The 20715-nt window shown below is 31.6% G+C and carries 17 protein-coding genes; 9 read left to right on the top strand and 8 right to left on the bottom strand.

The window, feature by feature from the left end:
* Nucleotides 1–17: 17 nt before the first annotated feature.
* From Q4Q39_RS12525 to Q4Q39_RS12510, 4 genes are all read left to right on the top strand, one after another.
* Nucleotides 18–2306, top strand: a complete 2289-nt coding sequence (locus tag Q4Q39_RS12525) for an inorganic phosphate transporter (protein WP_303282837.1) — start codon at nt 18–20, stop codon at nt 2304–2306.
* Between the two features lie 340 nt (nt 2307–2646).
* Nucleotides 2647–3756, top strand: coding sequence for a helix-turn-helix domain-containing protein (locus Q4Q39_RS12520; protein ID WP_303282836.1), 1110 nt, complete (start codon nt 2647–2649; stop codon nt 3754–3756).
* Nucleotides 3757–3918: 162 nt separating this feature from the next.
* Complete coding sequence (locus tag Q4Q39_RS12515) at nt 3919–5238, top strand: carboxypeptidase-like regulatory domain-containing protein (RefSeq protein ID WP_303282835.1); 1320 nt, start codon at nt 3919–3921, stop codon at nt 5236–5238.
* A 39-nt stretch (nt 5239–5277) separates the two neighbouring features.
* On the top strand, nt 5278–7026 hold the full coding sequence (locus Q4Q39_RS12510) for an outer membrane protein assembly factor BamB family protein (protein ID WP_303282834.1): 1749 nt from the start codon (nt 5278–5280) through the stop codon (nt 7024–7026).
* Nucleotides 7027–7260: 234 nt separating this feature from the next.
* Here the strand turns inward: Q4Q39_RS12510 and Q4Q39_RS12505 are convergent, their stop codons facing one another.
* On the bottom strand, nt 7261–9768 hold the full coding sequence (locus Q4Q39_RS12505) for a TonB-dependent receptor (protein WP_303282833.1): 2508 nt from the start codon (nt 9766–9768) through the stop codon (nt 7261–7263).
* 324 nt (nt 9769–10092) lie between these two features.
* Here Q4Q39_RS12505 and ppnP point away from each other — a divergent pair, with 324 nt between their 5' ends.
* Nucleotides 10093–10374: a pyrimidine/purine nucleoside phosphorylase gene (ppnP, locus tag Q4Q39_RS12500; RefSeq protein ID WP_303282832.1), complete on the top strand. Its 282-nt coding sequence runs from the start codon at nt 10093–10095 to the stop codon at nt 10372–10374.
* A gap of 90 nt (nt 10375–10464) precedes the next feature.
* Here ppnP and Q4Q39_RS12495 read toward each other — a convergent pair whose 3' ends face one another.
* The 4 genes from Q4Q39_RS12495 to Q4Q39_RS12480 all read right to left on the bottom strand — a co-directional run bounded on the left by Q4Q39_RS12495 (nt 10465) and on the right by Q4Q39_RS12480 (nt 15577).
* Nucleotides 10465–10908, bottom strand: coding sequence for a DinB family protein (locus tag Q4Q39_RS12495; RefSeq protein ID WP_303282831.1), 444 nt, complete (start codon nt 10906–10908; stop codon nt 10465–10467).
* Nucleotides 10909–11043: 135 nt separating this feature from the next.
* Nucleotides 11044–13527, bottom strand: coding sequence for a ribonucleoside-diphosphate reductase subunit alpha (locus tag Q4Q39_RS12490; RefSeq protein ID WP_303282830.1), 2484 nt, complete (start codon nt 13525–13527; stop codon nt 11044–11046).
* A gap of 205 nt (nt 13528–13732) precedes the next feature.
* Complete coding sequence (locus tag Q4Q39_RS12485) at nt 13733–14713, bottom strand: ribonucleotide-diphosphate reductase subunit beta (RefSeq protein ID WP_303282829.1); 981 nt, start codon at nt 14711–14713, stop codon at nt 13733–13735.
* A 291-nt stretch (nt 14714–15004) separates the two neighbouring features.
* On the bottom strand, nt 15005–15577 hold the full coding sequence (locus tag Q4Q39_RS12480; RefSeq protein ID WP_303282828.1) for a DUF3109 family protein: 573 nt from the start codon (nt 15575–15577) through the stop codon (nt 15005–15007).
* A gap of 91 nt (nt 15578–15668) precedes the next feature.
* Between Q4Q39_RS12480 and Q4Q39_RS12475 the strand changes: the two genes are divergently transcribed.
* From Q4Q39_RS12475 to Q4Q39_RS12465, 3 genes are read left to right on the top strand one after another with little or no spacing between them, the layout of a single operon-like run.
* Entirely contained in the window at nt 15669–16256 is a 588-nt protein-coding gene (locus Q4Q39_RS12475) for a MarC family protein (RefSeq protein ID WP_303282827.1), read from the top strand.
* A gap of 11 nt (nt 16257–16267) precedes the next feature.
* Complete coding sequence (locus Q4Q39_RS12470; RefSeq protein WP_303282826.1) at nt 16268–16471, top strand: hypothetical protein; 204 nt, start codon at nt 16268–16270, stop codon at nt 16469–16471.
* Nucleotides 16471–17079, top strand: coding sequence for an FAD-dependent oxidoreductase (locus tag Q4Q39_RS12465; RefSeq protein WP_303282825.1), 609 nt, complete (start codon nt 16471–16473; stop codon nt 17077–17079). Before Q4Q39_RS12470 ends, Q4Q39_RS12465 begins: the two co-directional genes overlap by 1 nt.
* Here Q4Q39_RS12465 and Q4Q39_RS12460 read toward each other — a convergent pair whose 3' ends face one another.
* The 3 genes from Q4Q39_RS12460 to Q4Q39_RS12450 all read right to left on the bottom strand — a co-directional run bounded on the left by Q4Q39_RS12460 (nt 17080) and on the right by Q4Q39_RS12450 (nt 20041).
* On the bottom strand, nt 17080–18693 hold the full coding sequence (locus Q4Q39_RS12460; RefSeq protein ID WP_303282824.1) for a S41 family peptidase: 1614 nt from the start codon (nt 18691–18693) through the stop codon (nt 17080–17082).
* The gene (locus Q4Q39_RS12455) at nt 18693–19124 is read right to left on the bottom strand and encodes a deoxycytidylate deaminase (RefSeq protein WP_303282823.1); all 432 of its coding nucleotides are present in this window, start codon (nt 19122–19124) and stop codon (nt 18693–18695) included. Before Q4Q39_RS12455 ends, Q4Q39_RS12460 begins: the two co-directional genes overlap by 1 nt.
* A gap of 326 nt (nt 19125–19450) precedes the next feature.
* Nucleotides 19451–20041 carry a HupE/UreJ family protein gene (locus Q4Q39_RS12450; protein ID WP_303282821.1) on the bottom strand — a complete coding sequence of 197 codons (591 nt, stop codon included), beginning with the start codon at nt 20039–20041 and terminating at the stop codon, nt 19451–19453.
* Between the two features lie 124 nt (nt 20042–20165).
* Between Q4Q39_RS12450 and Q4Q39_RS12445 the strand changes: the two genes are divergently transcribed.
* Nucleotides 20166–20687 (top strand): hypothetical protein, encoded by a 522-nt coding sequence (locus tag Q4Q39_RS12445; protein WP_303282820.1) that lies wholly within the window; start codon nt 20166–20168, stop codon nt 20685–20687.
* Nucleotides 20688–20715 lie beyond the last annotated feature (28 nt).

Below are 20715 nucleotides of genomic sequence, written 5' to 3'. Positions count from 1 at the left end.
CTTAATTTAATTAAATCATGGATCATAATATATATTTATTAATGCTTATTGCCATTACAGTCTTAGCTGTTGCTGATATTGTAGTTGGTGTAAGTAATGATGCTATAAATTTCCTGAACTCTGCTATTGGTTCTAAAGCAATTTCTATGCGAACTATTATGATAGTTGCAAGTTTAGGTATTTTTATCGGAGCTGTTTTTTCAAGTGGAATGATGGAAGTTGCACGTAAAGGAATTTTCGTGCCTGCCATGTTTAATTTTGAAGAAATCATGTATATTTTTATGGCAGTAATGATTACTGACATATTATTGTTAGATTTCTTTAATACATTAGGGTTGCCAACATCTACAACAGTTTCTATTGTATTTAACTTATTGGGTGCTGCTGTGGTTATGTCATTAATAAAAATTAGTGCTTCAGATTCTCAAACCTTTGCTAATCTGGGAGATTATATAAATACAAAGAAAGCTTTAGAGATTATTCGAGGTATCATCATGTCCGTATTCATTGCTTTTACTGTTGGTGCTATTGTACAATGGATCTCTCGTTTAGTTTTTACATTTCATTACGAAAAGAAAATAAAAAATTTCGGTGCTATATTTGGTGGGATTTCTTTAGCTGCCATAACCTATTTTATCTTTTTAAAAGGATTAAAAGGAACACCTTATTACAACGATCTTAAAGGTCTTCTAGAAGGCAATGAATTTCTTATTATATTAGGAAGCTTAGTTTTTTGGACTTTATTTTCATTCGGATTCCAAAAGGTATTCAAAAAAACGATCTTACTTGTTGTAATTGCTGTTGGAACTTTTGGTTTGGCACTTGCTTTTTCTGGTAATGATTTAGTAAACTTTATTGGTGTACCAATGGCCGCCTATCATTCTTATGAAGCATGGATTAGTTCTGGTGTTGATGCATCCATGTTTTCAATGGAAGTACTTGACAAGAAAGTACCTGCTGAGCCATTATTACTATTCATAGCTGGTGGTATTATGGTATTAACCTTATGGTTTTCCAAGAAAGCTAAAACAGTAGCAGAAACTGAAATAAGTTTATCTCGTCAAGGAGATACACATGAAAAATTCGAGCCAAATATATTATCCAGAAGCGTTGTAAAAGGATCTACTTGGTTATCGGATCTATTTAGTAAAATTGTACCTGTATCTACTCAAGAAAAAATAGGAAAAAGTTTTGAAAAACCAGATGTTGTATTGACAAAAGACCAAAGTATCAATGCGCCTGCTTTTGATATGATTAGAGCTTCTGTAAACCTAATGGTAGCAGGTGTGTTAATTGCTATTGCAACATCAATGAAATTACCTCTATCTACGACTTATGTAACCTTTATGGTTGCCATGGGGACATCGTTTGCAGATCGTGCTTGGGGAAGAGAAAGTGCCGTTTATAGAGTTGCAGGTGTACTAAATGTTATTGGGGGATGGTTTGGCACCGCTATTGGTGCTTTTATTGCTGCTGGATCTGTTGTCTTTTTAATTAAGTGGAATCCTAGTGTGATGACACCAATATTGTTGTTATTAACGATCATCTTATTAGTAAGAAACTACTTATCTCACAAAAAAGATTCGAAAAAGGATATTGATGAAGATAGCCTTACGCAAGCTGAAAGCAGCTCTATTCAAGGTGTTATTCATGAAAGCGCAAACAATATAGCTAATGTTGTAAAACGTGGTAACAAGATTTATTCTAGCGCTATAGTTGGTTTAGCAAAACAAGATTTAGTTTTACTAAAAAAGAATAAGAAAAACATCGTGAAGCTATCTGATGAAATCGATGAATTACGTGACAATATATTTTATTTTATTAAAAATTTAGACGAATCTAGCTTAGGTGCAAGTAATTTCTATATTAACATATTAGGGTATTTACAAGACATGACACAGTCATTAGAATATATTTCTAAAGTAAGTCATAAACATGTAAACAATAACCATAAGAAATTAAAGTTCAATCAAATTAAAGAACTTAAACAAATTGACCAGAATCTTGAGTCATTATATAACACAACTAAAAAAGCTTTTGATTCACGATCATTCGAACAAATTGGCGCTATTTTAAATAACAAAAAAGAAATTTTTGATTTAGTTACTGAAAAAATACAAATACAAGTAGAACGCACCAGAACTGAAGAATCCAGTCCAAAAAACACAACTTTATATTTCAGTCTTCTTTTAGAAACAAAAGATCTATTAACGGCAACTATGAATCTTCTAGAAGAATACCATAATGCTCATGATAGCTCTGTTGAACCTGCAACCCTAGCAGCAAGTAATTCTGAAGAAGAATAAAGACAGGCATATTGAATACCTAGAAGCTTAATAGCACCTCCATCTCGAGGTGCTTTCTTATTATAAGCAAATGACTTTCTATCTATATTTAAGTCTAAATAAAAAGCATTTCGTTTTATGATGAAGTGTATATTTTTATACTTTTACAAAAAAGATAATCTAATACCAATTTGAACATAAAATATCACTTATCGACTTGTTACCCTATCAAGTTTTTTACTTGTTCATAAACTCATTAACGATGCTATATCATTTAATCGCAGCGTTTTTAGTTTTAAAAATAACATAGGCTTTTATATGTCATTTTATCTTCAAATTGGTATAATAAAACTCATTACTATTGAATTTTAGTTCATACGATATTATTCATATACTTAGCATTTTTATTCAACTACCTCTAATTGCGGTTTTATTATTTAAAGGAAAGCACTTAATATCCAATAGATTAATAGCTTTCTTTTTTTTTGCTCAAATACTGAGTTCGCTAGATTCTCTTTTCTGGTCTCATTCCGGTGTTACTTATAATACTTTTTCTTATTTCGGATATATTTCCATTCCGTTTTATACTATTTGGGGACCATCCATGTATTTATATATAAAAGCCGAGACGAACAATAACTTTCATTTTAAACTAAAGCATATACTTCATTACTTACCCTTTATACTATTATCTATCTATTTTCTTTCTACTTTTCATTTTCATACTATTGAAGAAAAAAGTCAACTTCTAATTTCTAAAGAAATATTTAAACCTTTCTTTAGAAAGATCAATCTTATTTTCATAGGCGTTCAGGTTTTTATATATAATATTCTGGCTATTATTTCAATTGAAAAATTCTCTAAAAATAATGATTCAAAAAACAGTTTTATATTATCAAAAATTAGATGGAATAAATTTATTATTTATGGGTATTTTATAGCGTGTACCTCAAATGCTATAGCAAAGCTTTTATTAGTTTATACAAGTATTTCAAATATTACAGCTTATTTATATGTTTCTGCAATTCTATTTCTTCTATATTTCTTAGTTATACTAGGTAAAGCCCTATTTAGCTCTCATTTTGGAGGATCTATAAAAAAAGATAAATCATTAGCTATAAGTAAAAATGAATCGGAAATTCTAAACTCTAAATTAAAAGCTCTTATGAAAGAAGAAAAAACCTTTCTGCAGTTTGGTCTTACAATATCTGAGTTAGCATCGCAAATGAATGTAAAAGAAAGACTCCTATCACAATTTATAAATAGTCACTATAACATGACTTTTCAAGATTTTATAAATTTATATAGAATTAATGAAGCAAAAAAACTGATTGAACAATATATAGATTCGAGAAAAACAATCTTAGAAATTATATATGAATCTGGATTTAACTCTAAAAGTGCATTTAATGCCGCTTTTAAAAAGCACACCCAAACCACACCTACCGAATACAAGAAAAGCTTTAAATAGTACAGCTTCTTTGCTACACTTAAACTAAATCAGCATTTTTCTTCTATCAATAATTTATATAAAAATCGTCCTGATTCACGAATCGGGACATTTTAATGAACGCCTCTACTTTACTTTGAAAATATCATTGTAGATGAATCTTCAAATTTTAAAAATATTATCATGAAAAAAATTTATCAATTTCAAATTAAAAAGACCATAATTTCATTAATAGCAATTACTTTCTTCATAAGTAGTTCCCAAGATGTCCAAGCTTTACAAAATAATGTATCGGTTACACCATCATTTAATCAATTTAAAGGGAAAGTTATAGACAACGATACTCGTAAACCTCTTGTATCTGCTAATCTTTCTATAGAAGGCACAAATATAAATACCATAACAAATAAAGAAGGAGAGTTTTTACTAAAAGTACCTAGGAATATAGGCAAAAAGAATGTAGTAATTTCTTTATTTGGGTATGTTTCTCAAACTATTTTGTTAGAACATCTTAAAGAAGATAAAAATATTATTTCTCTAAATATATTTATGACTGAATTAGCCGAGATTAATATAGATGTTATAAAAGACGCTGAAAAATTAGTTAGAGAAATACTGAATAAAAAAGGAGAAAACTATTCTAACGATCCAACATTAATGACTGCCTTCTATAGAGAAACTATAAAAAAACGAAAAAGGAATATCTCACTTTCAGAAGCTATAATAAACATATACAAAATGCCTTATAACTCAAGTCGTAGAGATGCTTTACAATTTTATAAGATACGAAAAAGCACTGATTATTCTAGACTAGACACGCTTGCTTTTAAACTACAGGGAGGCCCTTTCAATACGCTTTTTATTGACATAATGAAATATCCTGAATATATTTTTTCCGAGGAATCTATTCCTAATTACACATTTAGTTTTGACCATTCTACAAAGGTAAATAACAAGCTTATCCATGTTATCAATTTCAAACAAAAGAATGGATTTAAAGAACCTCTTTATAAAGGCAAACTATTTATAGATTCTGAAAATAAAATTCTTACCAGCGCCATATACTCTCTTAATATAACCGATAAAAAAATGGCCTCTACAATGTTTCTTAAAAAGAAACCTTCTCAATCCATTGTTTTACCAACAAGTGCAACATATCGTGTAGATTATCGTGAGAAAGATGAAAAATGGTATTACGGATATAGCAATCTAACATTAGATTTCAAGGTAAATTGGAAGAATAAGTTATTTAACTCCAATTTTAGCATGTCTTGCGAAATGGCAGTAACCGACTGGAAAAAAAACGTAACCGAAGAAATGCCTAAACATAACAAGAGAATTAAACCTTCTATAATAATGGCTAACTATTCTTTAGGATTTTCAGACCCTGATTTCTGGGGAGAATATAATATTATTGAACCAGACAAATCAATAGAACTAGCAATTAAAAAAATCCAAAAACAATTAAAAAAATCAAATAAATCGGCAGCAACGACGCTTTGAGATCATCTTTAGTTATTATTACTTATGAAACGACATTCAATGATTTGCCTTTTGCTAATTTTTCTTAGTATTTCGCAATCATCTTTAGCTATACAAGACATAGAAAACCCAAAAATTAAATGGCAATTTAAAACCCATGGCGCAATTCGTGGTACTGCTGTAGTTTCTGGGAACAACATCTATTTTGGAAGCTCTGATGGTTATATATATGCATTAAACAAGTTAAACGGCAACCAAATATGGAAATATAAAACGAATGGTGCTATAGTTTCTTCTCCAGAAATATCAAACGCTTCTTTATATATTTCGAGCAGAGATAATCGTTTGTATTCAATTAACATCGAAGATGGAAGCTTAAACTGGACATTTGAAATGCAAGAAATTTTGTCTGACAACCATTCAGGTTGGAAGTATTTTATGGCTTCTCCTGTGGTAGTTAACGATAATGTTCTAATTGGTTCTGGTGATGGGAATCTTTATGCCATTAATGTAAAAGATGGACATATAAACTGGAAATTCAAGACTAATGGAAGAATTAGAGCGACTCCTTTAGTTTTTAACAATACCATTTATCAGCCAAGTAACGATGGCTATGTTTACGTGTTAAATTTATATGGAGAATTATTATGGAAGTTTGAAACATTAGGAGCAACTTACAACCCCAAAGATTATCCTTTTGATAGAAGTTCTATAATTGCTAAGCCGCTAATTAAAGATAATTCATTAATCATTGCATCAAGAGATGGAAATACCTATTCAATTGATTTAAAAACGCGCGAAATAAAATGGAAATTTGCGTATGGCAATACCTGGGCCATGTCTACAAATATATCAGACGAAACAGTTTTTGTAGGATGGTCTACAAATAATATGGTTTGTGCCCTAGATCTAAATACAGGTGAAAAAAAATGGGAATTTAAAACTGGAGCACATAATTTCCCGAAAGCTCTATTGTCTAATACCAGTGTTTATATTACCTCTTCTGATGGAAAAATTTACAGGATGAAAAAATTTACTGGTGAAAAAAAATGGGAATACAATATAGGTACAGAAATTTATTCTTCTCCTGTTTATGATAATAATACGATCTTTTTTGGCTGCGACAATGGCTATTCTTATGCTATAGAAGAAAAGATAAAAGCACATAAAGCAGTATATCATCCTATTAACAGTAAAATGAATTTAATGCAACCTAACGCAAGTAAAAAAATAGCACCTTACTTAGAAAAAAAGGGTTTTAAGCACATAAAATCTGAAGAAGATTTAAATAAATTTATTGTTAATAGATTGAATGATAAAGCTCCAAGTGTTATTGTTTTCCCCTATTTAATTATTCCTAAAAATGTAATTGGAGACTCTCCAGAGAAAGGATTAATACGCCAATACCTGGATGATGGAGGAAAAGTAATATGGATGGGAGATATTCCTAATTATTTTGAAAAAAATGAATCAGGGAAACAAATAAGAAGTTCTATAACGGCCTCTAAACTACTTGATGTTGAATATGAAAATCCTGGGGAAAGAGGTAACTATTTTAGTAAAACAACTCAAGAAGGACAAAACTTAGGGCTGCCTTTATGGATAAAAACAACAAGCGTTAGTGTTAATAAAGACCAGGTTATTCCTCTGGCATTTGACGAATTTAATCGTGTTAGTATTTGGATGAAAAAATATAACTCCAGGGTTGGATCCGGGTTTATTTCCAGCAGAACCTGGTCTTGGAATTTAGAAATTCAAGACTATGACCTTAACTTAATCCATCAGTTGGCTACCTATGGTTTAGAATAAAAATTTCTTAAAACCGACTATCCCTGCCTCCTGGTAGATAGGCCAAAGGCAAGCCGTAAAGTATTTTATCAGTTTCATACCCAATCAAGTTGAACACAGATTTTAACCCAGAGGGTCAAAAAATCGAAATTTTGTATTTTACCTCACCCAGAACTGCCAAAAAAGATAGTTCTGACTTCTCTTTTGGATAGGTGAATTAGGAAATCCCGACCCAAGGATCAGAGAGTTTTTAAATTAAAACTCTTTTTTACCAAATTCACTATCTATAAACTTCGATTTGTTTTTAACCTTATTAAAAGTATATGATAGATTTAAAGTAATCATATCTACTTCATACACATAATTGGTATAGGTATAAAATTCATTTGCTCTGGAAGTAGCAATACTTTGTTCGTTAGTTTTTAATAATCCCATATCGATGTTTTGCCATTGTAATGTGGCTATCAATCGACTGTCTAAAAACGATTTTTTCAAGGTTAAATTTGGGGAATAGAACTGAGAGTCTTGACCTTGTGCGGTATTTGTTTCAGATAGGTAGTTAAAAGTAAATTGCAGAGTCGCATTTTTCCAGAACGAATAGGTAGAATTTACATTAAACGAATAGATCGTGTTGCTACTATTTACATTGTAATTTCTGGTAATACCATCCCGATGTCTAAATACAAAGTCCCCATCTATATCGTAGTTATATATATTGGCTCCTATAAAGTTGCTCCAGTTTTTGGTAGCTTTAAATTGCGTACCAAGTTCTATGCCTATAGCGTTGCTTTTTCCAACATTAGAATACACACGGTTTAAAATAGTATCAATTACAGCACCATTACTCTCATAGGCCAAGGTATTAACACGATTTATAGCATTGTTTACATGTCTATAATAAGCCGTTGCATATCCAGAAGTGTTGTTATTGAATTTTTTGTTAACACCAAGCTCTACCAAATCTATAAATTCAGGCAGTAAACGATTATCTCCTTGTTCAAATACCTCTGAATGCTCACGTTCTGCAAAACTATTCATTTTTAAGGTAGTGGTACGTTCTACTCTTTTACTATAAGCTGCTTTAATTTTGGTATCGTCATTTATCGAATATTGTAATGATGCCGAAGGAAACAATTTTACAAAATCGTACTTATATTCATTTGGAACTGCTTCACTAACCAAAGCTTCAGTGTACTTTCTATTCATTGATTCTAAACGTACGCCAGCAGCATAATCCCATTTGTCTTTAGCGCCTGTTAATTGTCCATAAGCCGAATGAAGCGTTCTTTTTAATTCAATATTACTTGAAAACTCTGGCACGATAACGCCGTCACGTTCATAAATAAATTCGCCTTCGTGATCTAAATTTCTAAATTGATATCCTGTTTCAATAATTCCAAATGAAAACGGTTTCCATTTATAATCTAAATTATAACGCACCCCATGCAAAGGGTTATCGTTGGTATTAAATTCTTGTTGATAAATAACATTATAGGCAGGAGTATCTACATTGTCATTATAGGTTGGCCCCCCTAAAAAGGTATATTCATATAAAAACGATGTTGATATTTTTGATTTATCACCAAAAGTATGTCCATAATCAAAACTACCCAATACAAAATCTCCTTTACGGGTTCTTAAGTTATGGTTGTAATATGAAAAAGTGTATAATCTGTTATTACTTCCAATGGGAGAAATAGCGTGATTATCAAAATAGGTAATATCTGCTAACCTATCAACAGTGTGTTTGCCTGCAAAAAAACCTAATGAGAATTCATCGTTTTTATTTGGTGTAAAATCTACAGTAAAACGACCATTATAACTAATATTGTCAAAACTACGTTCTCCATCTGATGGCAAAAAGGTTTGTTTATCTTCTACTTGGTTTACAATAAATAACTCGCCTTCTCTTCTACCTGTTTTATCATTACGCTGGTAGCTGGTTCCAAATGATAAATTCCATTTATCGGTTCTTCTATTAATGGTAGCATCTATACCATAACGTTGCGCTGGTACTTGAGTATCATAAGGCTCAATAGACGGAAACCCGCCACGCAGATTTATTTGTGCAAATGTTCCGTTAATAGCGCCTTCTTTTGTAATAATATTCAAAATACCTCCTTTTCCTTCGGGGTCGTATTTTGCAGATGGTGCGGTAATAATTTCTATTTTTTCTAAAGCATTGGCAGGTAATTGTGCTAAAATAGCACTAGCATCTCCCTGAGTAGGTTTTCCATTAATCAAAACAGCAAACCCTTTACTTCCTCTAACGCTTATATCTCCTAAACCATCAACAGATACTGAAGGCAGGTTTTTAATAACATCGGTTGCGCTTCCACCCTGGCTATTTTGAAAATTTTTAGAATCGAATACTTGACGGTCAATTTTGTTAATTACTGTTGCACGTTCTCCCCTAATTTCCACTTCGTTAAGTTGATTGCCTAAAACCAGTTTTACAACGCCTAAATCTATACGTTTATTCCCTTTTGAAATGTCTATATTTTGAATAGTTTTCGTGGTATAACCCACAAAAGAAGCTTCTAAATAATAGCGTCCATTTTTAACATTTTCAATAACAAAAACACCATCAATATTTGTAATAACACCCGTTACAAGTGATTTGTCTTCTTGGTTATAAAGTGCTGCTGTGGCATATTCTAAAGGATAATTATCGGTAGTATCTTGTATTTTTCCGGTAATCTGTGCTATTGCAAAATTTGATGTTAATAAAAAGGCAACAACTAGTAATTTAATAGACCTCATATGAAGAGCAAGGGAGTTATTATTAATAAATTTTGGGCAAATATAAGTTTTAAAAAAGATTTTATTAAGGTCTTTTTGAAAAGTATAAGACATAGGCAATGATTGCTTTTAAATAATTAGGTGTTTTTATAAATTTATGAACTAAACCCTCTTTGACTTTAAAAACTATTAAAGGTTTAATACATGTAGCAATAAATTTATTTTCTTTAATGAATAAGGGTGTTTTGAATATTTTACATAGCTATTCAACTAATAATATTGTTTATTAGCATGCTGCTATACCAATTGAGTTTGCTATTTTCGTCAAAATTTTAAAATAATTATATGATTTCAACAAACGACTATTTTGATGGCAATGTTAAATCTTTAGGATATACTACTAAAACTGGAAAATCTACTTTAGGAGTTATGAATGCTGGCGATTATGAATTTGGTACTTCTACTCATGAAACAATGCTTGTTATTGAAGGAGAAATGACCGTTAAATTACCTGGCGAATCCGAATGGAAAACGTACAAAGCTGGCGAATCGTACCAGATTGAAGCCAATAAAACGTTTCAAGTAAAAGTATCTGAACAGACCTCATATTTATGTCAATATAAATAAGGTTCTTAATTAACATGTTATTTGTATCATGTTAAACCTTTCGACTGCGTTCAAGACAAGTTAAAGTTGAAACCTATTACCAAATTGGTATTATTCCAGAATTTGATTTAGATGGTGTTCTAAATGATTGACGTAGTCCTGAATTAAAAATCTCAAATCCGAGATATTGTTATCGTCTATTTTAATTTTGTAATTAAGTGTTTCTTCTGTTTGTTGACTTATTAAACACATTATTCTAGTATTAATTGCAAACCAAAAGTTAGCAATTTCTTTAAATTCAGCATTTTGATAGTCATTAGCTTTCACTAATTTATCTTGTTCGTACCTTCTTATTTTATAAGGTTTATTCTCGTACTGAATTTCGGTAAATCGTTGAAGGTTATTGATTCCAGAATCAATAAGATGTCCCAAAATTTCTTTTTTTGACCACTTTTCAGGTAGTGATTTTTGAGTCAATTCAAGTTCTGAAGATTGTAATATATATTTTAATCCTTTTTGTATTAGAGCTTCAAGCTTATTTACTGTTTTATTCATTTTTTCAATTAATTTGGTATTAATGATAAAAAAAAGCATCTCAATAGAGATGCTTTGTACAACACTTAATTTGAAATCCCTCTCAAATTCTTTTAAATAAGAATTGGGAGACATATTCAATAAGCGAAAATTGATTTAAGACCCACACATTAAGCAATCATCGCCTTCTCCAGCTTTCGCCTGAGCAATGAGCGCTTTCATTTCTTCTGCAGTCATGGGCTCAACTTCTGGTGTGTTTTGTTTCGCAAATTTCGCTGCATTTTTTGCTGCTACTTGTTTCTTTTTTGCTTGTTCTTGATCTACATTAACATCCTTAACTTCTACAACCTCTGCAGTTGGTTCTTCTTTCTTAGTTGTTTGTAAAGTAAACTTGATAGCATCTACAGCACTCTTAGTACGTAAATAATACATACCCGTTTTTAAGCCACTTTTCCATGCATAAAAATGCATTGATGTTAGTTTAGCCATAGTAGCACCTTCTAAAAATAAGTTAAGTGATTGTGACTGATCTATAAAGTACCCTCTTTGACGAGACATATCTATAATATCTTTCATACTTAACTCCCAAACTGTTTTATATAAATCTTTTATATCTTGAGGAATGGTATCAATATTTTGAATAGAACCATTAGCCCTCATGATATCTTGTTTTAAACTTTCATTCCAAAGTCCTAGCTCAACTAAATCTTCCAATAAATGCTTATTCACAACAATAAACTCACCGGATAATACACGACGGGTATAAATGTTAGAAGTATATGGTTCAAAGCATTCATTATTACCAAGAATTTGAGATGTAGATGCTGTTGGCATAGGAGCCACTAATAATGAGTTACGCACACCATTTTTAAGCACTTGCTTACGTAACTTCTCCCAATCCCAGTTACCGCTTAATTCGTCATCTTTTAAGTTCCATAAGTTATGTTGGAATTCTCCTTTACTTATTGGAGACCCTTCATAAGTCTCGTAAGGCCCATCAACTTTTGCTTCTTCCATACTTGCAGTAACCGCAGCATAGTAAAGTGTTTCAAAAATATCTTGATTTAACTTTTTAGCGGCATCACTTGTGAAAGGCATACGTAATTGGATAAAAGTATCTGCTAACCCCTGTACCCCTAAACCTATTGGTCTGTGGCGCATATTAGAATTTTCAGCTTCTTTTACTGGATAGTAATTTCTATCAATAACGCGATTTAAGTTTTTAGTAACACGCTTTGTAATACGGAACAATTCTTTATGATCGAATTGACCATTTTTAACAAACATTGGTAATGCAATAGATGCTAAATTACATACAGCAACCTCATCTGGAGATGTGTACTCCATAATCTCTGTACATAAATTTGAAGAACGGATGGTTCCCAAATTTTTCTGATTAGACTTACGGTTTGCTGCATCTTTATACAGCATATATGGTGTTCCTGTTTCAATTTGAGATTCTAATATTTTCTCCCAAAGCTCACGTGCTTTTATTGTTTTACGTCCTTTTCCTTCTGCTTCATACTTTAAATATAAGGCTTCAAATTCCTCACTATGCGTTTCTGGTAATCCAGGACATTCGTTAGGACACATTAAAGTCCAATCGCCATCTTCTTGAACACGTTTCATGAATAAATCTGAAATCCACATTGCGTAAAATAAATCACGCGCACGCATTTCTTCTTTACCGTGGTTTTTCTTTAAGTCTAAGAAATCAAAAATATCGGCATGCCACGTTTCTAAATAAATAGCGAAACTTCCTTTACGTTTTCCGCCTCCTTGATCTACATAACGTGCTGTATCATTAAACACACGAAGCATTGGCACAATACCATTACTGGTACCATTGGTTCCTGCAATATAGCTCCCTGTAGCTCGTACATTATGCATCGCTAAACCTATCCCTCCTGCTGATTGTGAAATCTTAGCTGTTTGTTTTAAAGTGTCGTAAATACCATCAATACTATCTTCTTTCATTGTTAAAAGAAAACAAGATGACATTTGAGGTTTTGGTGTACCGGAATTAAATAATGTTGGTGTAGCGTGTGTAAAATATTTTTTAGACATTAACTCATAGGTCTCAATAGCTGCATCTAAATCATTTAAATGAATTCCTATTGAAACACGCATAAGCATATGTTGAGGGCGTTCTGCAATGACTCCATTTAATTTTAAAAGATAGGAACGCTCTAAAGTTTTAAAACCAAAATAATCATACCCAAAATCACGGTTATATATAATAGTAGAATCCAGGCGTTCTTTATTAGCCATAATCACTTCATATACATCGTCTGCTAAAAGTGGCGCATCTTTACCTGTTCTTGGATTTACATATTTGTGTAAATCTTCCATAACATCACTAAATGTCTTTTTAGTGTTTTTATGTAAGTTAGAAACCGAAATACGAGCAGCTAAACGAGCGTAATCTGGATGCGCTGTCGTCATAGTTGCTGCAATCTCTGCTGCAAGATTATCAAGTTCGCTTGTAGTAACGCCATCATATAATCCTTCAATGACACGCATTGTTACTTTTAATGGATCGACCAATTCATTTAATCCATAACATAATTTTCTCACTCTTGCAGTGATTTTATCGAACATGATTTGCTCTTTTCTGCCGTCTCTTTTTACTACATACATATTTATTACACTTTTTAGGTTTTCTGATACACCTTCAGAAAATCGGTTAGATTACTATTCTAATGTTTCGTTCTAATGGTTAATTAGATAAAAATCAGTTGCTAATATTACTTCAATAAAAGGTTATTAATTTTCCATATACTATGGAAATGTCATTCTAATTGAATCTTCAAAAAGAGAGGTTTTTTGAAAATTAGGGGCTCAATTAAAAATCGGCGTCAAAACTGAATTTATCCTTTTCTTCCTCTTTATTAAGGACACCCGCCTTTTGATATTCAGATACACGTTTCTCAAAGAAATTTGTTTTTCCTTGTAAAGAAATCATATCCATAAAATCAAATGGGTTTGCTGTATTGTATTCTTTATCGCAACCTAATTCAAACAATAATCTATCGGTTACAAATTCTAAGTATTGTGACATTAAAACAGCATTCATTCCAATTAAACTAGCTGGCAATGATTCTGTTATAAATTCACGTTCTATATCTAAAGCGTCCACTAAAATCTCTCTAATACGAGATTTAGGAACCTTATTTACTAAATGTTCATTATGTAAATGCACTGCAAAATCGCAGTGAACACCTTCGTCACGAGATATTAGCTCATTAGAAAATGTTAAACCAGGCATTAATCCTCTTTTCTTTAACCAGAAAATAGAACAAAATGCTCCAGAAAAGAAAATCCCTTCAACAGCAGCAAACGCTATTAAACGCTCTGCAAAACTTGGAGACTCAATCCATTTTAATGCCCAATCTGCTTTCTTTTTGATAGCAGGAAAGTTATCAAGAGCATTAAACAATAGATCTTTTTCTTTTTCGTCTTTTACATAAGTATCTATTAAAAGTGAATAGGTCTCACTATGAATATTTTCCATCATGATTTGAAATCCATAAAAGAATTTCGCTTCGCTATATTGTACTTCGTTTACAAAATTCTCAGCTAAATTTTCGTTTACAATACCATCACTGGCAGCAAAAAACGCCAGAATATGTTTTATAAAATAACGCTCATCATCATTAAGCTTTGTAGACCAATCTGTAAGATCTTGATGTAAATCAATCTCTTCTGCTGTCCAAAAACTTGCCTCCGATTTCTTATACCATTCCCAAATATCATGATGTTGAATTGGAAAAATAACAAAACGGTCTTTGTTTTCTTGCAAAATCGGTTCTATAGCCTGAGACATTGTTCTTTAATTTTTTTATAAAATATTGGACGAAAATTTCTTTCGATTTGGGAGTAACAAAGATTGAAAAATGTAGTGATAAAAGAAAGGTATAGTTATAAACATTGTCAACAAGTTTTTAACAAAACTTAACAAGCCAGCCTTTTAAAAGGCTTTCTTACAACATTACAACTTATTGATTGTTAATCACTTAACTTTTAATATCTTCGCTTAAGCCCCATAAAACAAGGAGCTTTGTTTACAAAAAAAGTAAAGAAATGAGACGCTAGTTTTAAAACTTAAAAATAAATTTTAATCTCTTTTTTTTGAATTTGCAACCTTCTCTAATTCCATATACCAATCTTCACCAAACTTCCTAATTAAAGCTTCTTTTACAAATTTATAGATAGGTATTTGTAATTCTTTACCTAATGAGCAGGCATCATCGCAAATTTGCCATTTATGATAATTGACCGCTGAAAACTCACTATAATCTTGAACTCTTACAGGATACAAATGACAAGATACTGGTTTTTTCCAAGATATTTCACCTTGATTATAGGCTTCTTCTATACCGCAAAGCGCTACTTTTTTTTCATCGAAAATAACATAGGCACAATCAGCGCCATTAATTAATGGTGTTTCTAATGCACCATCTTCAGTAGTTACAAAGACGTCTTGAGATTCAATGGCCTCAATACCTTCTTTACGCAAAAAAGGTTTCACTTTAGGATATATGTCTTCTAGTATTTTAGTCTCATCTGCGTCTAATGGCGCACCTGCATCACCATCAATACAACATGCTCCTTTACAAGCCGAAAGATTACACATAAAATCTTTCTCAATAATATCTTCGGACACAATCGTTTTTCCTAATTGAAACATCAGACAAAAATAGACAATCTTTAGAATTATTTAATGCAATAATTTGGTATTTAATACCGAACTTTGCCCACAAAACTTAATAACCAAAAAAATGCAATTAAACTTTAAAGAAATCTTTACGGCTTTTATGGTGTTATTTGCCGTTATAGACATTATAGGAAATATTCCAATAATTATAGATTTACGAAAAAAAGCAGGTCATATTCAAAGCGAAAAAGCTTCTATAATTGCGGGTATTATATTAGTCGTATTCTTGTTTTTAGGAAAAAGTATTTTAAACCTTATTGGTATTGATGTAAATTCGTTTGCTGTTGCTGGTGCTTTTATTTTGTTTTTTATTGCTTTAGAAATGATTTTAGGAATCACATTATATAAGCAGGAAGAAAGTACTGCCATGACAACTGCAGTATTTCCTTTAGCGTTTCCTTTAATCGCTGGTCCTGGAAGCTTAACAACCTTGCTATCGTTAAGAGCAGAGTTTAGAATCGAAAACATTGTTGTCGCTGTTATATTAAATGTTATTTTTATTTTTATAGTACTAAAAACATCGGCTAAAATAGAACGTTTCATTGGGCAAAACGGGATAAATATTATACGTAAAGTATTTGGTGTTATATTATTAGCTATCGCTGTTAAATTGTTTGCTCATAATATTAAAGCGCTATTTGAAATTGCATAAACATATTTAGGATGAAATATTTAACTATTATTATAAGTATCATAGCCTTTGGGCTAATGATCTTCAACTTTACAAAAGTAAATTTTGACGCGCCTTTTAAAGATGACAGCTTAATTGCTTTAATTACCATTGTAGCGTCTCTTTGTGCTATTCTTATGATGTTTATTTTAAGAACATCTAAGCGTATAGAACAAAAGGTAAAAGAACGAAGCTAATGTATGATGCTTTAATTATTGGTGGGGGTGCTGCGGGTTTGTCTTGTGCTTTAGTTTTAGGGTCTGCTAAAAACAAAGTTTTTGCTAAAGATAAACGCATTGGTATCGTAGTTCATCAAAAAACATCACACCTTCAAACAGCTTTATTTAATAATGTATTAGGACTAACTCCTGAAACTACTGGTGCTTCTATTTTAGAAAGTGGAAAAAAACAATTAACAGACTTATACCCGCATGTTAATCAGATTGAAGGTGAAAAAGTCCTAGAGTTGTTAAAATCTGAAGATTCTTTTAAAATAAGAGCCAATAAAAACACCTACACAGCAAAAGTTGTTGTAATTGCAGTTGGTTATACTAATTTAATGACTGTTAAAGGTCTTGAAGATTATATTGAACGGCATCCAAGATCTCCCATTGAAAAAAATCGGATTTGGTTAAAAAACACAGATCATTTACTTGAAGATAATTTATATGTAGCCGGTACACTTGCTGGGTGGCGTAGCCAGTTTGCCATAGCTTCTGGTAGCGGTGCGCATGTGGCTACCGATATTCTAACACTTTGGAATGATGGTAAAGACACTAAGGTACACGATAAAATAGAAGCCTAATTAATCTTCTTCTTCAGTCAATTTAAGGTCTTCATCACTCAACCTAATAACCTCATCGATCATAATATCGCGTTGATTGAAGACTTCCTCAAAAGCTCCACCGCCATAAAGTTGCCCAGCTAGTGTTGCTTTTATATACTGTTTTACTTCATCATGATATGCAACAAAAGTAATTTTAGAGTCAGTACGCACGTTTAAATAATCTTGAAAAGCAAACACTAAGTCGTCACTCACTTCAAACGAATCAATAAACTCTTGTCTAGGAATGCCATCGTAAAGGTGCCTATCTTTTTCTAATTCTTCAAATACAAAATACCCAATAAACCCTCGTCTTTGCAAAAAGGTAAGTGTTTCATTTTGCATACTATTATCTATTGGCACGAATACATCTGGAATAATACCGCCGCCGCCATACACGATTTTCCCTGCTGGTGTTGTAAACTTTAATGAATCTGCCACTTTAATCTTTTCAGAATCTAAAAGTTCTCCGCTTTCTAATCTATCGAAATACTCATCATAATAGTCTTTATTCCCATTTTTATACGACCGCTGTATAGAACGCCCTGTTGGGGTATAATATCTTGATACGGTTAAACGTACGGCACTACCATCACCTAAATCCATTTCGCGTTGTACCAACCCTTTACCATAAGAACGACGTCCCACTATAGTGCCTTTATCATTATCTTGTAATGCACCTGCAACAATTTCACTTGCCGATGCAGAATTCTCGTCTATAAGGACATACACAGCACCATCTTCAAAATCACCTTTACTTGTTGCAAAACTTTTTTCAATATTTCCACGTTTATTTTTAGTGAATAAAATAAGTTTATCGTCTTCTAAAAACTCATCTACTATTTGCTCAGATATACCTAAAATACCTCCAGGGTTATTTCTTAAATCCAGGGCAATCTCAGTAGCACCTAATTCTAAAAGTTTATCTAAACCTTTTTTAAACTCTTTATAAGTAGATTCTGCGAAACGATTTATCTTTATATAACCTAGCTTTTCGGTTAGCATATAAGCTGCATCGACACTTTTTATAGGTATATTGCCTCGTTTTACTGTAAAGTTTAAAAGTTCTGGCTCACCTTTTCTGTATACTTTTAAATGAACTTTAGTATTTATTGGCCCTTTTAGTTTTTTAACCATTTCGCCATCGTTCAACTTATCTCCAAATAGCGTATCATTATCTGCCATAATAATCCTATCACCCCCTTTAATGCCTACTTTAGCACTAGGCCCTCCTTCTATAGCTCTAATAACTGCAATAGTATCCTTATAAGGATAAAAACTAACACCGATGCCTACAAAATCTCCTTTCATCTCTTCAGCAACACGCTCCATGGCTTCTTTAGGAATGTATACAGAATGCGGATCTAAATTATCTAAAATACCATTAACCGTGACATCAACAATGCTATCGGTATTTATCTCATCAACATAATCATAATCAATGTAATCAATGAGCCTGTTGAGCTTATCTTTTTTACTATTTGTAGAAAATAATTTATCCGGAGAGTCTCTAAAATTTAGCTTTCCACCAACAAAAATGCCTGTTGCTATTGCAACACCCAAAATCAATGGCAAATATTTTTTTTGAAATGACATTATGCTTTTAAATCTTCTATTAGTTTAAGTTCTATTCCTGCTTTCTTTAAGAATTTTAATCCGGAATCATCTTTATATGCTTCATGATACACCACCTTAACAACACCTGCTTGGTGAATTAATTTACTACATTCTTTACATGGCGACATTGTAATATATAATGTGGCACCTTTACATGATTGGGTAGAAGCTGCTACTTTTAAAATGGCATTCGCCTCGGCATGTAATACATACCATTTTGTGTAGCCCTCATCATCTTCACAAAAATTTTCAAACCCTGACGGTGTTCCATTATAACCATCTGAGATTATCATTCTATCTTTTACAATAATCGCGCCAACTTGTCTACGCTCACAATAAGATAATTTCCCCCACTCTTTCGCTATTCTCAAATAAGCTTTGTCGTACTTAAGTTGTTTATTTTCTGGCATTAATTTATTTCTAATTATAGTGTTCTGTTAAACGATAAATGACGTTTGAAAATCACTTCTTCGCAAAAATCGCGTTTTTCTTCAACAAATGCTCTAATTCTTAACACAAAACGATATAACGAAGATAATCGGTTCGTATTTTAATTACAACGCTAGTTCGTTAAAGTTTTATGAAAGTTCTATAAGAGTTTTAGATTTCTTTGCTTAGTAATTCCTGCTTCACTTATCAATATTCATTTTAAATGATATTTGTGTTTCTTTTACTTCACGAAAATGACACTAATTATTTAATTCCTTCGGCATACATGTAGAGAAACCACTTTTAATTAAGATAAGAAATCACTATTCAATATCATAGGAATAACCAAACCAACAACAATAGCAGACACAACCATAATCCAATCGCGTTTTGAAAATCTAAAAATAGTTTGAACAATATAACCTAAAAATAATACAAGGAACACAATAATAACCTGAGCAAGCTCGATTCCTAAAGCAAATTCTAATAGCAAGACTAATTTACTATCTGAATCGCCTAAAAACATCTGAAATTCGCGAGCGAATCCTAAACCATGCACCAAACCAAAGAACAGTGTTGATAAAAATAAGACACCTACTCTTTCTTTTTGTGCTCCTTTCCCAGAAGTTAAGACATTAAAAAGCGCTACGATTAAAATAGTAATAGGGATTAAAAACTCTACAATTTGTGAATTTATACGAACCACACCATAAGCTGCTAAAATAAGTGATAGCGTATGTCCCAAGGTAAACATAGAAACCAGTAACAATACACGTTTCCAATCTTTAAACACATACGGAACGGTTAAAACAATAAGAAACAAAACATGATCGTATGCATTAATATCTAATACATGATTAATACCATACTCTACATTAAACCAAAAATTTCCAAGCATACTAATTATAAGATTAGGGGAATTTTTCAAATATACAATTAATTAGATTCTTTTAAAATGGTATTATATTTTTTATCTAATTGAAAGAGTATATCTTTGTATAGCACCTTTTAAACAAAGTACAATGCGTATTAAAACCTTAAGTATTTTAAGTCTATTAGTCCTATTTTTTTCTTGTAAAAATGATCAAGAAAACAACACTAGTGACAATACTAAAGATAGTGAGAGTAAAGAAATAACAGAAAAGGATATTTCAAGAATTGACTATATTGATTTTGCGTTAGATTTAAAAACGGAAGATGTTATTAAGGATTGGCAGGAGTATTATCAATTACAAGAAGCAGTAACCAATATTAAAAAGGGTGATTTAAGTTTTTTTAATGATAATAAGGAAGCCATTAACACTTTATTAAAGGAATTAAAATTAAAAACTCCTAAGGAAATAAAATCATCCTCTGTTCTTGCCAGAATTACAGCCTTGGAAACAAAATTATATAAACTAGAGAGTTTATCAAATTTATCTACCACAAGTAAAAAGGAGCTTACTGGAACTATTAAGGACTTTTTAGTAGCCTTTTCTAGTTTAAATTTACAAATAAATAAGAAAATAGAGTTTGATTCTAGAAAGATTGAAAAGCCTGAATAGCTTTATTTATATAGAACTTATTTAGACT

Source organism: Flavivirga amylovorans (assembly GCF_030540875.1).
In the GTDB taxonomy this organism is placed as follows: domain Bacteria; phylum Bacteroidota; class Bacteroidia; order Flavobacteriales; family Flavobacteriaceae; genus Flavivirga; species Flavivirga amylovorans.
Note: the sequence above shows the minus strand (reverse complement) of the source record. Positions and strands in the feature narration are given on the sequence as shown.